This is a genomic window from sulfur-oxidizing endosymbiont of Gigantopelta aegis (assembly GCF_016097415.1).
In the GTDB taxonomy this organism is placed as follows: domain Bacteria; phylum Pseudomonadota; class Gammaproteobacteria; order GRL18; family GRL18; genus GRL18.
Window position 1 is genome coordinate 2,808,773 of sequence record NZ_JAEHGE010000001.1, and the last position, 13,374, is coordinate 2,822,146.

The window sequence follows — 13,374 nt, forward strand, 5'->3', positions numbered from 1 at the left end:
TTGCTGATCTGAAAAATAGTTCCTGGAATCATTTAAAGTTCTCCGCTTTTCATCAACAGTTAAATCCTTTGTTATTCGAACATAAAAAGCATCACAGCTTCTATTTTTTATTTCGTTATGGAAAGCTGTTAAGCAGGTTGCTCTCATTCCAGAATCTTGATCTAAAAAGAATCTGATTTTTTCAACACCACTGAACAATTTATGTATAAAAAGAAATGTCCATACATCGTATATTCAGAATGGATCTGCATTCCATTTTGAGGCAATTTTTGTACTTGATAGAGAGCTTCTGATTCTTCTATATCATCACGAGAAATTGCATCCTTGTATGTTGCTGATATATCGGCACTTAAAGATGATCCATTTGTCTTTTTGGATCTTGAATTTTTCACACTCTCTTTATAATCACCATTCAACCAGAATCTTGCATGTTTTCGATAGGCGTATTGGGCATTATAATCATTAACAGATAAAGCATTTTCTTCTATTTCAATAGGGCTAATACAAGGATCATAGTTTAAATTCATTTGAAATACGTAGCCCGTTTCATTGTCAGCACTACCGATTGCTGAAAGTTTAATATTTCGTTTATCTTCTCGTCTTGTCCAATTAACAATATATTCCTGTCTATCCACGCTAACATAAAGTCGCTTTATATTGCTTTTAATTAACCTCTGTTCTCTTTCTGATACAAAGGTCATGCACTGTTTATGCAGAAAATCAATTTTTGCATAAACAGTCGCCATACCAACATCAGCAACTTCACAGATTCGCCTTAAAGGATTTATTCATTAGAAGTTTGAAAATAAGATTGTTTTTATGAGGCTGTTTTTGACCAGTTGTAGATTGTTTAACTGAAAATGTTTTCTTACAAGACTTGCATCGATAACGACTAGAACCTGATTTTGTTTTCCCAAAAGACTGGTAAAATTCTTTTCCTAACTTAATACTAATGAGATTATTTTTACATGAATTATCAGGGCATGACACCTCTGGAGTTTCTTTTAAATATTCTTCAATTCGCTGTAATTCATCCCAAATTCCTTGATTGCTCTTAACTGGGAATAACTCATTACAAGACTTGCAAATCAGTTTAGTAACTGGCTTTCGACTACCACTTGATAATTTGTAGCAGTCTTTTTGTGATTTATGGAGTTTAACTTGGCTTTCTGTGCTGGCAGGAACACCATAATTTTGGCACAATGGATTTTTGCAAAAATTAACCTGAATATCGTTAATTTCAACTGGAATTCTTGGTTGTTTTATATCAGAAGATATTTTATCCATTTAGATATCCCCTTAAATGTTGATTTTACAAGAATAATAGCTTAATTTATCGCATTTATCAACACCTTTATTTATCGGCTTGTTATTATACTCAGTGCTATGGCTGATGTTGAACAACGCGTTGAGGGTCTTCAAAGCGGTGCCGATGATTATCTCGTCAAACCCTTTGCATTTTCTGAATTACTCGCCCGCATTGAAATACTTGGAAAACGAAATAATTCTTCAGAATCACAAGCACAAGAAACTCAGTTACAAATTGCAGATTTGAAAGTCGACTTATTAACGCACAAAGTCACTCGCAACAATCAGGACATTACTCTACTTGCAACTGAATATCGCTTATTAGAATACTTAATGCGGAATGCCGGTCATGTTGTTTCACGCACCATGCTATTTGAGCATGTTTGGGATTATAACTTTGACCCACAAACCAATGTTATTGATGTGCACATGAGTCGCTTACGAAAAAAAATAGATAAGCCTTTTGAATTTCCTTTGATACATACAATTCGTGGGGCAGGCTATGTTGTCAAAAGCAATTAAACCAAACCTCAGTAAAGATAAAAATCTCAGTTTAAAGCAGCACATAAGAAAAGTAATACACAATTCAACCTTTAGAATGGTTATTTTGTATTTTATACTCTTTATTCTTTCCTCACTAATTTTATTGAGTTTTATCTATTGGTCTACTGTTGGCTATATTTACAAACAATTAGACCATCATATTGAATATGATATGGAAAGACTGCAATTAATTTATAATACTCAAGGAAAAGATGCATTAATAGTTGCCATTGAAACCAGCTTGCTACAAAAGAATTATGATTCAATTTATTTGCTTTACAATAAAAATACTAAAGAAATTTTTGCCGGCAACTTAAAATACATCCCCAGCACACAAACCAAAACCAAAGGCTGGCATATTATTGAATTAACCGGTTTGATGTGTCAACACTTTTCCGGACAGTTTTCTAAATATTTTTTTGGCTGTTTCAAGTGATTTTTGTCATTTTGTATTTCCTATCATTTTAGTTTCTCATGTTAACTTTAAACAGATGAAGAGAAAGGGCTTTGCCCTCTGGAACGATAGAGCCGTTCCATTCACCCAAGGTATTTTCACAACGGTAATGATCCTGTTACAATATCTTCACGGCACAGGCTGAGGAGTCGATGGCCGTCAACGGTAATGGGCGGCATTTATGTCGCCTTTTACCCCTCTTCAATCAATCGATTTAAGCTATTTCCTGCTGTATTTCATAATCGACTGGTGACAAATAATCATTAGCCGAATGAAGTCGCTCCCGATTATAAAATACCTCAATATATTCAAATATTGCCTGCTTTGCTTCTACTCTGGTTTTGAATCGACAATGGTGCGTCAATTCAGTTTTCAAACTATGAAAGAAGCTCTCTGATACAGCATTGTCCCAGCAATTTCCTTTGCGGCTCATAGACTGAATTATGTTATGATCCGACAATATTTTTCTATGACTATCAGAGGCATATTGGCTACCTCGGTCAGTATGCCAAAGCAATCCATCCATTGGTTTACGCTTCCATATGGCGTATACGTCAAAACTTCCCACGTTGACGTATCATTCCACTTTATTTAAAGGCTGAATTTTTTCAGTCAAATTCCATGGCAACAATTGCTCTAAAGCCTCATCATCATAATGCCTGCCCAGCTTAGGTAACTCAGTCAGAATGTGTGTTAAAAAGGCAAAGGGCTCTAGGTTGTTTGCTTTCGCTGTTTGCACGATTGAATATAAAATAGCACTGGCCTCAGCACCACGAGGATTTTGGTTCATGACCCAGTTTTTGCGCCCAATCACAAAGGGTTTGATCCGCCGCTCTGCCATATTATTATCAATCTGGAGGTTGCCCTCTTCAAGATAGACAGTCAGATACTTCCATTGATTGATCACATAACGAATAGCGACACCCAACTTACTGTCTTTTGTTGTTTTAGTCACTTTATCATCACACCACTTTTTAAAGTCATCCAGTAGTGGTTTGCTTTTTTTCGACGGATCAGGTAACGTTGTTCAGCATTGAGCGGTTTGATTTGTTTTTCAATCGCATACAATTTAGCAATTTTACTGATCGCCATTTGTACCATGCCAGGCTTTTTCTGACTGTTCTTGGGTAATGCTTTTAAGGCATCATGATGTGTCAACACTTTTCCGGACAGTTTTCTAAATATTTTTTTGGCTGTTTCAAGTGATTTTTGTCATTTTGTATTTCCTATCATTTTAGTTTCTCATGTTAACTTTAAACAGATGAAGAGAAAGGGCTTTGCCCTCTGGAACGATAGAGCCGTTCCATTCACCCAAGGTATTTTCACAACGGTAATGATCCTGTTACAATATCTTCACGGCACAGGCTGAGGAGCCGATGGCCGTCAACGGTAATGGGCGGCATTTATGTCGCCTTTTACCCCTCTTCAATCAATCGATTTAAGCTATTTCCTGCTGTATTTCATAATCGACTGGTGACAAATAATCATTAGCCGAATGAAGTCGCTCCCGATTATAAAATACCTCAATATATTCAAATATTGCCTGCTTTGCTTCTACTCTGGTTTTGAATCGACAATGGTGCGTCAATTCAGTTTTCAAACTATGAAAGAAGCTCTCTGATACAGCATTGTCCCAGCAATTTCCTTTGCGGCTCATAGACTGAATTATGTTATGATCCGACAATATTTTTCTATGACTATCAGAGGCATATTGGCTACCTCGGTCAGTATGCCAAAGCAATCCATCCATTGGTTTACGCTTCCATATGGCCATCAGTAAAGCATCATTGACTAGCTTGGCTTTCATTCGCTCATCCATCGACCAGCCAACAATTTGCCTAGAGAATAAGTCAATGACAACCGCTAAATATAACCAGCCTTCCTTGGTGGCAATATAGGTAATATCACCCACATAGTAGCGATCAGGTTGAGAGACAGTAAACTCTCTTTCCAGTAAATTTGGAGATATACGCTTATTATGCTTGGAATTAGTCGTCGCTTTAAAGATGTATTTAAGTTTAAGCAATATTACCCAACAAAAAAATCATTCTGCTCGCACTTTAGTCATGCCCCTACCGGGTAATTTAATCCTCCTTAATGGTCTTGATATCGAGTCTGCTCATCAACAAGAACACATGATTTTTAATTCCTTAATTACTGGCATTGCAATCATATTGTTACTTGGTGCAATCGGTGGTTTTATTATCGGCATCAGTACCATCAAGAAAATCAATCTTATTAATGAAACGATCCGTGAAATAGGTCAGGGAAATTTATCATTACGTGTCCCTACACGAGGTAGTGATGATGATTATGATTTACTGGCAATTAATATCAATCAAATGCTCGATCAAATTAATAAGCTTATGCAAGGAATACAGAATATATCTAATAATATTGCTCATGATTTACGTACCCCATTAACGCGCTTACGTGGGCACTTAGAAAGCATTGAAAAAAATTCAGATAATGAATCTGCTAATGATATACGTGAAGCTTTATTAGAAACAGATAATCTATTATCAACCTTCAATGCCATGCTGAGAATCAATAAAGTAGAAAGTGGTGCCAACAAGGGGCATTTCACCCATTTATCATTAGATCGCTTAGTTTCAGATGTGGTTGAATTTTATGAACCGCTGGCAGAAGACAAAGAAATTAACCTAAGCGTCAAAACGGATGCGCCCTACTCTATTGATGCCGATAGAGACATGCTCTTTCAAGTGTTTACTAATTTATTGGATAATGCCATAAAATACACGCCAAAGCAGGGTAATATTAGTGTTGATATTTGTTGTATTAATAAAAACAGTACTGATAATATTAGAATAGAAATAGCAGATTCAGGTATAGGCATACCAGAAGGTGAACATAAGAAAGTATTAGAGCCATTTTATCGACTTGAAAAACACCGTGATCATCAGGGTAATGGTCTTGGTTTGAGTCTTGTTTCTGCCATCATTAACTTGCACAAGGGTAATATTGAATTCCAAGACAACCATCCAGGACTTAGAATTTGCATAAACTTACCCCGTTCAAATAATAGTGTTGTAAGTTGATAGGCTTATTTGAGAGGCATAGCTCAGACCGTAGGGTGGGCACGCTTTTTGTGCCCACGCTGAAAGTGTACATAATAAGCGCTTGAGTCAGCGTGGGCAGATAAAGCCATGCCCACCCTACGGTTCTTTATATAAAAAAACCTATTTACGGATGGGCACTAATTAAAGAATAAATAGATAAAACAATAGCACTCGCAGAAAATATGATGGCTGCAATGCTATAGAGTTTTGCCTGTGAGTCTTTAATTTTTAGTGTTTGTAGAGATTTGTAAGTATTATTGTGTTCCGTGAGTTTTTCTTGTACTTTTTGTTCAATTAAATCATGAGCGAACTGATGCTCAAGTATCGTGCTGGCATAAATGGCCAAATTCTTTTCCAAGGTTTCATGGGTCTTTTGTTCGATCATCTGAGCCCAATGGTTATTATTTTCAAGTCGATCAACTTGAAACTTTAACTCTCTTAATTCTGTCATTAAATCTGCTAAAACAGCGTCATTATCTTGCTCTGAGTTATTATCGTCAACTTTTTGTAAAATATATTGATGAATATCCCTCAGCGAGGTTTTGACAGCAAAAATTATTTTTTCTTCAAATTGACTGGCTAGATTTTGCATTTTCTTATCATAATCAGTAGAGAATTCTTTTGAAAATGCCGATAAGCCTGCTAAAGAAATATTGTTTGCAACCTCATTAGCTATCTCATTAGAGACAGTTGAAGAAACTTCATTTGATATTTTTTCAGCCGTTTCCTGAGCTATTTTTAGCGCAACATCTTCACTGATTTTACCTGAAAGTTCAGCAATTTTATTAATAAGAAAACTAAAATCAAAGTGTTTAAGATGTTCTGATAAGACTTTATCCAGCGCCTTAATCTGAATGTAATTTTCTTTTAAATATTGAGTATCTAGCGTAAGTGATTGTTTATTGATGTTTTTTAAGTTATTAAGTACCGCCTGTAGGGGTTCTGGTGATGATGACTTACACATATAGTCTGAGGCGCCCATATCTTTAGCCCGTTGCTTATCTTCATCGGCTTCCTTTCCAGTACAAATAACGATAGTATTATTTTTTGTTTCGGGGTTATTCTTAATCTGCCGAGTGGTCTCAAAACCATCCATGCCTGGCATAAGACAATCCATAAAAACAACATCGGGATAATTAGACCGTAAAAACTCAAGGGCTTGTTCACCTGAATCGACCATGTCTACAAAAATATCTTTTGCTTCCAGTTGTTTCTTCAACACAATACGTGCCATTTGAGAATCATCCACAATCAGGGCGGATTGAATTAGCATCTATAGGCTTCCTTAATTATTGTTTTTTATTATTATATGTAATAGAAGTAGTCGGATTTAAAGCCAAATGTATATTTCATGGAGCATAATATAAAATAAATAACACAAATTTTGAAGCACTATTGCGCTTATTTTGTTAATAACGTTAAGGTGTTCAAATAATGAGCTAAAAAGTAGTCCGACTCAGCACTTAATAAATCAGCACTCTGCTCACAATTCTCCGGCATGACATGAGTATCAATAAACTCAAGGCAAGATCGCCAAATGACTTTTTTTCCTTCTAAAGTATAAGCTTGTAACTCGCCCCGTTTTCGCAAACGTCTTTGGGCAATTAATACTTCGTGTTTGGCTGATTCTAGTTGCTCTTTTAATGATTTGCTGAGTACAGTGGACCCCATTGTCAAGACAGCTTTCTCAAATATTAAGATATAATTCTGTTGGTTATTTATAGTATTAGTCTTATCCACATATCCACAGGTCTGCCAGTAGTCCAGAGACGCTTGCGATATATCTCAGGGCTACTGGCTTGGCCTGTGGATATGTGGACAAGGCGGTTGCCAGTAAAGTTGATTATCCTCTCATCATGCTGCCCGTTTTAAGTCTGGAACAACTTCTTTCATCACGCCATAGATCTCTGCAGGCGTTTTTCCACCGTGTGTACTGTGTGGTCGTTCATGGTTGTAAAACTCAAAATATTCCTTTAATGAGCTCTTTAGCTCATCAATACTTTGGTAATCCTTGAGGTAAATTTCCTCATATTTTACACTTCGCCAGAGTCGTTCAATCATAATGTTATCCATTGCTCTGCCTTTGCCGTCCATGCTGATTTTTATATCATTGGCCTTTAGAACACCTGTAAATGCTCTGCTAGTATATTGAGCACCTTGATCCGTATTGAAGATTTCTGGCTTTCCATATCGTCGCAGTGCTGTTTCCAGACTACTGATACAAAAGCTTTCTTCCATGCTGGTTGACACTTCCCAGGACAGCACAAAACGGCTACTCCAGTCCATAACAGCACTTAGGTAGACAAATCCATGTGGCATCCGTAAATACGTGATATCTGTGCACCAAACCTGGTTATTCCTATTAATATCAATTCCTTTGAGCAAATATGGATAGAGGTTATTTACTTTGCAAGGCTTGCTGGTATTGGGTTTTGGTGCCACTGAAACCAATCCCATGATCCGCATAAGCCGTTGAACTTTTTTACGATTAATTTTATAACATTTCAATCTTAATGCATTACGAATTTGACGACTGCCATAGAATGGATGTTTTATGTACAACTCATCAATCAAATTCATTAATGTTAAATCTTTATTTTGCAGAGGCTTTTTAGGTTGATAGTAATAGCTTGAACGGTTCAGGCCGATAAGCTCACATTGTTTTTTGATGCTCAACTGAGGGTGCTCTTTTTCTATGCAACACCGCTTTTCTGCTCTACTCAGTTGAACATCTTCAACTTTTTTGACAGCCAGTCAGCCTCTCTTTTAGTTGACCTATTTGGCTGTACAGGTGTTCTTTTTCCTTTTCATGTTCAGCATCTTTATTCTCTAATTTTTTTTTTGAAAAAGTATCGGCTGCACCATCAAGCATCTGCTTTTTCCAGCTATTGACCTGGGTGGTGTGCACTTCAAATTCTGACGCAATTTCTGCGACTGTTTTTGACCTTTCAAAGCCTCAATGGCTACTTTTGCTTTAAATTTGTTGTTGAATGTTTTTCTTTTTGTGCTCATTTTTTTGTTCCCCGTTAGGTTAGCTCTTATATCTTAACCTATTGTCCAGTTTTCGGGGTCCACTATAGAGATCAAAGCTTATGTCATGATGAATTTTACTTTTATTGAGTGAGCTATCTTTATCACAAGAATGATTATCAGGTGCATGATAATCTACTGGGAGAGGACGCCAGGTAATATCCACTTCTAAGGCATTAAGTTCAGGTGAGACAGGAAATTGATAAAAGCCCCATTTATTGCCCATCCAGCATTCAATGAGTAATTTATCGTCTGAAATGGCACAATTACCATCCGCATCAGAGTTTATATCAATTATTTTATAAGAGCGGGGATCTTGTTTCCAGGCTTGATAGTCAACGTCCGGCGCACAACCATAGTCTTTTTCTAAACTACGCCAAAGTTGAATAAACCATTGATAATCTTTCTGATAATCAGAATTTCTACGCAAGAATTCCCATGCCCACTGTTGTTGTTTTAAGTCACGGGTATAGGCATAAGTATCTAATGACTGATCACTTGTTTGCATAAATGATTAGTCTAGGGCAATTGCCAAAACTGTAGTATTCCACGGGACGTTTCACTCAATAAGACTGGCTTATTTTTATACCCATCACGTTTAAAACTCATGGTAGTGACATTAGCCAGTGAAGACTGCCAGATATAGCGGCGCTTGGGTTTCCAATTGCGTAATTTCTTGCCACTTTTGACATCCCAAAGAATGATTTCCTCACGGCTATAGCCCGTGGCAATGGTTTTGCTATCGGGTGAAAAAACCGCAGATGCAACCGTAGCACGTATTTTATTCAAACGATGCACCTGCTTACCGCTTTGGGTATCCCAGATATAGACACCATCCGATGCACCATTGGTCATGGCATATTGACCATCTGGTGAAAGTGCCACTTTAGACACTTTTAGCACTTTAGAAGATTTAGATTGATGTGGCCAAGTATATTTTAGTTCACCTGTTTCTAAGTCCCATAAGCGCGCATTACCATCATCTGAGCCGGATAAGGCATACCGACCATCCGCTGATAAGGCGACACTACTGATGATGTCATCATGATAAAAGCCATATTTGATGCCACCTGTTCTTAAATGGAAATAAACGATACGATACAGAGGATATTTGCCAGATTTATCTCGACTAGAAACCAGTGCATATTCACCATCACTTGATAGCTTTATATCGCGAATATCATCCATTGACCAGAAATACAGCACTTTTTTCTCAGCCAAGCTATACAATGCCATTGTGCCTTGCTCTGCAGTGACCACAAACTTGCTATCACTTGAAAAATCAGCGGCAATGACGCCGGCCTTAGGAGATTGATCATGTTGCCATTGGGCAATGACTTTATTTGTTTCTGTGCTTAATAACTCAACATAACCTTGTGAACGTGCTAATAAGACATAATCACCATCATGCGATAAGGTAATACTTAGGGCATTCTCATTGTGCTCAACAGTTTTCAAAGCCGGATCACCAAAGCAACCCGATAGAAAAAAAACGATTATCGATAAGAACAATATTGATATAGGACGTAGGGACATATTTTATTAGTTCATTATGTTAATTATTTAAACATTAGCTTTTAAAAAATCACGATACTTTTCATCACCTTCATGAAACACAGTATCACCTTCCAGATCGTAGGCTATTTGTAATTCGATCCTAGCATTGGCTTTATCATTTAATTCATAATAGCAAATTCCCAGAAGTAAATGCACTAATTGATTACTCACTGCTCCAGCACAGAGCATCGCATCTAATAATTTTTGTTTTGCCGTATCGAAGTCATCTAAAGCAAGTAAGCATTCTGCTTGTCCCACCTTTATCCATAAACCAGCATCCCAGAGTTGTTTGGGTTCAGGCAAGGCATTCCAGGCTTTTTGATAGCTTTTAACGGCTTCATGAAACTCTTCCTGAGCAATTAATTCATCAGCTTGGCTATTAAATATTTCAATTTTTTTAAATATTTTTTCTTGTAATTTAGGCATATTAATTTTTTATTATCTTACTTGTATTGGTAAAGTTGGTGATATATATCAGTTAAATCAAGCATCTCTGCAAAGCCAATGATATCTTTATATTCCTGGGCTAATAGTTTCGCCGAAGCTTTATTTAGCTGCTCAACTTTATCCAAGGTCATATTACGATAAAGTGTATCAACAACCAAATTATTCATGAAGCGTATGTGTATACAAAGTCCTTTATTTTGTAAAGTATAACGTATAAATTCTTCAAGCTCTGCATCGTTGATGATTTCAAAGTCAGTAATCGATGTAAAGTGCTTTCTACCCTGCTCATCTTCTTCTAAAAATAAAAATAACATAAAGCTTTGATCATTTTTATCAGTCGCTTTAAGTGCACGTTGATGAATTTCATTACGACGCAATTCCGTTGTTAAAAAATGGAAATCATAACCCTGACCATCAATGTATAGTTTTTCTGCCAGGGGACAAGGATTTTGTGTAATCCCAACCTCTCTCACATAATGTTGTTTGTTTTTATCACGGGCAAGTACAACTGGAATGGTTTGAATATTTTCAGTCACAAAGGCTTCAAAAAACAAGGTATTCACTGTATCCACTTTATCTTGAATACAGAGTTCCAATTTGCCTTTATTACGCTTAACCAGCTTAGTAAAAAATTGATTAATACTACGATGACATAGATTCGTATTACGTATAAGTCCTAAAAATAAGCCTTCATCGGTTTTTCTTGAAATCATAACCCGATGAGAGATGTTTTCTAATTGGGTGACGATGCCTTTTATCATTAAACTGGAAAAACTAATTTCAACTATCGCATCCTGAGGAATATTTACTTCCTGTTGTATGACCAGGCCTAAACCAGAACGAGAAAAGTCGATTGTTTTTGCCGCATATTTTTGCTCTTCGAACTTAACTGTAATACGCATTTCATATTGATAGCGAGGATCGTAGCGGTGATGATCGATTTTAAAACTTACAATGTCAGGTAATTGTAATTCACCTTGTTGATAGTCTTCAATAAGATGTCCATCAGCCATTCTAAGCTTTTGTTTCTCACAGATGACATTCAGATCAAGAGATTCACCTTCTTTAAACTCTAAATCATTAAAAAAAAGTGTTTGACGCGTGAATATTTTTGTAATATCAACCAAAATTACCTGAGCAATAGATTCTGAAGCACGTTTGTCAATGATCCTTGATGCCATCGCATCTATTTTTTGAATTTTTCCCAGCATTGCAGTGACTTTTTCAGCCACAGGCTTTTTATTGAGGTTGGTTAAAATTTTATAAATTCTTCCTTGGCAAGACTTAAGCTTATTAGTTATTTGTGAGATAGCTTGAAGCTTATCCTTAGCTGATTTATCAGTATTTAATTCAAAATCAAAAACCGTATGAAACTTATCATTTTCCCAATAAGAAAATAAAATGGCTGATTCATTTTCTGGTGCCATTTTGGCAAATTGCTCTATTCGTTGTGGTAGACACAAAGCATCCAGTTGTAGTTTTTGTTCTTTATCACAAATATAATTAAAAAAATCTTCATTGTGAGCCGTCTTTATCAGCGTATCAATATAAAAGCCTTGTTCAGGCTGCCAATGAATAAACATTGGCACATGTTGCATATTGACTGAATATAATTTTTCATAATACTGAGCTTTAGAGGCAAAAATTCTATCCGTTGCATCAATTTTATAACGTAGACGATTACCTGCAATAAAGCGTTTAAAGAAATCCTTGGTGACGGGTGATAAATTAACTTGGGTTAAACTTAAGTAGGTTTTTTCACCTAGATGTTTCACGTCTCGAATAAGATAGTCTATATTCTCATAAGGCGTAAATTGATCCACACCACCAATCAATGAATTTTGGTTTTCTATAAACTTGTCAAAGCTAATTTGTACCTTTTGATTGGATTCAATAAAAGTTCTGGGCAGGAAGACTTGTAAACCATTAATGGAAATATTTTTACTTTTAACAATGAATTTCTTGCCCTGATAAATCATTGTCAAGGGCATGACATACAATAAGCGTGGCTCTTTACGCTTAACAAAATAACCTAAGGGAAAAATACTGGGTTGATAGTCGTCAACGGGGTTGCTGACTTTATTTAAAATCAAATGGATAGATTGTTCAATAACATTGTTTGGATTAGTTACAATGGGCATACGCTTTATAATGTTTAAGTGCTTTTTTTATTGTTTTTCTTATCTGAAACAGGGTTTATTAGCCCCTGCCTACTTAAATATAGCCTAATTTATGACTTTGTCTACAATAAGGTCATTAGATAATAGCCTAATCTGTTTGTTCCAATTCAACGGGAGATTTGATTAATATTTCATAATGACGGTAATAGAGCACGTAGGCCATGCTCTGAAATATTAAAATATAAGCCAGCAAAATAATAGGATTGGCCAGTTGCACTAAATTGATAAAGACAAAACCAACAACAAACAACATCACTAGAATAATGATATCAATCAAAATGGTTAAACTATAGCCCTTCGTCAGCTTAAAACTATCAATAATTGCTTCAAATGGTGTCTTATTTTTTAAAATAACCAGATACGGCACTAAAAATAATCGGCTAAACAACCATATTCCCGGTAAGACAAATAATAATAAACCACCAAATATAATAAATGAGGTGATCACATTCGCCAACAACATATAGGGCCAGCGCAGAACACCCGCATACAAGCTATTCAACACCCCTTTTCCTTGCTCCTTTGCCAAACTATAAATAAGCACTATCAAACCGCCAGTATAAATGGGTTGAATGACTAAATTCATGAGTTGAGCAAAAGGTCTAATGCTTTCCTGATTGATTTCTTCAGCGCTCACACCATCAAAAAAAACCGGGATAAGCAATTGTGCAATTAATAGCACCAAAAGACCAATCGCAAAGGTATAGGTTAATATTTTTAATACATTACTGCGAAAAAAATAAAATGCTTCTTTAAATGTCTGTGTCATATTTAT

At 36.1% G+C, this 13,374-nt stretch carries 13 protein-coding genes and 4 pseudogenes; 3 read left to right on the plus strand and 14 right to left on the minus strand.

Translation table 11 applies throughout. The features are described 5' to 3' along the window. Positions 1 to 161: 161 nt before the first annotated feature. Together JEU79_RS14180 and JEU79_RS14185 are read right to left on the minus strand one after the other, a co-directional pair. Entirely contained in the window at positions 162 to 746 is a 585-nt protein-coding gene (locus JEU79_RS14180) for a hypothetical protein (protein ID WP_198264617.1), read from the minus strand. A gap of 16 nt (positions 747 to 762) precedes the next feature. Then, entirely contained in the window at positions 763 to 1,287 is a 525-nt protein-coding gene (locus JEU79_RS14185) for a hypothetical protein (protein WP_198264618.1), read from the minus strand. Between the two features lie 81 nt (positions 1,288 to 1,368). Here JEU79_RS14185 and JEU79_RS14190 point away from each other — a divergent pair. Continuing rightward, positions 1,369 to 1,830 (plus strand): annotated as a pseudogene (locus JEU79_RS14190) (winged helix-turn-helix domain-containing protein); the annotation flags it as partial. Between the two features lie 124 nt (positions 1,831 to 1,954). Then, the gene (locus JEU79_RS14195; protein ID WP_198264620.1) at positions 1,955 to 2,287 is read left to right on the plus strand and encodes a hypothetical protein; all 333 of its coding nucleotides are present in this window, start codon (positions 1,955 to 1,957) and stop codon (positions 2,285 to 2,287) included. Between the two features lie 232 nt (positions 2,288 to 2,519). Here JEU79_RS14195 and JEU79_RS14200 read toward each other — a convergent pair. The 4 genes and pseudogenes from JEU79_RS14200 to JEU79_RS14215 all read right to left on the minus strand — a co-directional run. Further along, positions 2,520 to 2,852 (minus strand): annotated as a pseudogene (locus JEU79_RS14200) (IS3 family transposase); the annotation flags it as partial. A gap of 30 nt (positions 2,853 to 2,882) precedes the next feature. Continuing rightward, positions 2,883 to 3,260 carry an IS66 family transposase gene (locus JEU79_RS14205; RefSeq protein ID WP_198264260.1) on the minus strand — a complete coding sequence of 126 codons (378 nt, stop codon included), beginning with the start codon at positions 3,258 to 3,260 and terminating at the stop codon, positions 2,883 to 2,885. Next, complete coding sequence (locus JEU79_RS14210; RefSeq protein ID WP_198264622.1) at positions 3,257 to 3,466, minus strand: hypothetical protein; 210 nt, start codon at positions 3,464 to 3,466, stop codon at positions 3,257 to 3,259. Before JEU79_RS14210 ends, JEU79_RS14205 begins: the two co-directional genes overlap by 4 nt. A gap of 277 nt (positions 3,467 to 3,743) precedes the next feature. Next, positions 3,744 to 4,310 (minus strand): annotated as a pseudogene (locus JEU79_RS14215) (IS3 family transposase); the annotation flags it as partial. Position 4,311: 1 nt separating this feature from the next. Between JEU79_RS14215 and JEU79_RS14220 the strand changes: the two are divergent. Continuing rightward, positions 4,312 to 5,364 carry a sensor histidine kinase gene (locus JEU79_RS14220; RefSeq protein WP_198264624.1) on the plus strand — a complete coding sequence of 351 codons (1,053 nt, stop codon included), beginning with the start codon at positions 4,312 to 4,314 and terminating at the stop codon, positions 5,362 to 5,364. A gap of 145 nt (positions 5,365 to 5,509) precedes the next feature. On the opposite strand, the gene JEU79_RS14225 is transcribed toward JEU79_RS14220, so the two are convergent. From JEU79_RS14225 to JEU79_RS14260, 8 genes and pseudogenes are all read right to left on the minus strand, one after another. Then, a complete protein-coding gene (locus JEU79_RS14225; protein ID WP_198264625.1) occupies positions 5,510 to 6,658 on the minus strand; it encodes a response regulator in 1,149 nt (382 codons plus the stop codon). Between the two features lie 128 nt (positions 6,659 to 6,786). Next, positions 6,787 to 7,125: a hypothetical protein gene (locus JEU79_RS14230; protein ID WP_198264626.1), complete on the minus strand. Its 339-nt coding sequence runs from the start codon at positions 7,123 to 7,125 to the stop codon at positions 6,787 to 6,789. 114 nt (positions 7,126 to 7,239) lie between these two features. Next, positions 7,240 to 8,397 (minus strand): annotated as a pseudogene (locus JEU79_RS14235) (IS3 family transposase). Between the two features lie 19 nt (positions 8,398 to 8,416). Next, the gene (locus JEU79_RS14240; protein ID WP_198264627.1) at positions 8,417 to 8,923 is read right to left on the minus strand and encodes a transcriptional regulator domain-containing protein; all 507 of its coding nucleotides are present in this window, start codon (positions 8,921 to 8,923) and stop codon (positions 8,417 to 8,419) included. 11 nt (positions 8,924 to 8,934) lie between these two features. Continuing rightward, entirely contained in the window at positions 8,935 to 9,873 is a 939-nt protein-coding gene (locus JEU79_RS14245) for a WD40 repeat domain-containing protein (RefSeq protein WP_198264628.1), read from the minus strand. 105 nt (positions 9,874 to 9,978) lie between these two features. Beyond that, a complete protein-coding gene (locus JEU79_RS14250; RefSeq protein WP_198264629.1) occupies positions 9,979 to 10,398 on the minus strand; it encodes a tetratricopeptide repeat protein in 420 nt (139 codons plus the stop codon). 17 nt (positions 10,399 to 10,415) lie between these two features. Then, positions 10,416 to 12,398 (minus strand): PilZ domain-containing protein, encoded by a 1,983-nt coding sequence (locus JEU79_RS14255; protein ID WP_246540588.1) that lies wholly within the window; start codon positions 12,396 to 12,398, stop codon positions 10,416 to 10,418. Between the two features lie 289 nt (positions 12,399 to 12,687). Then, on the minus strand, positions 12,688 to 13,368 hold the full coding sequence (locus JEU79_RS14260) for a YciC family protein (protein ID WP_198264631.1): 681 nt from the start codon (positions 13,366 to 13,368) through the stop codon (positions 12,688 to 12,690). Positions 13,369 to 13,374: the final 6 nt, after the last annotated feature.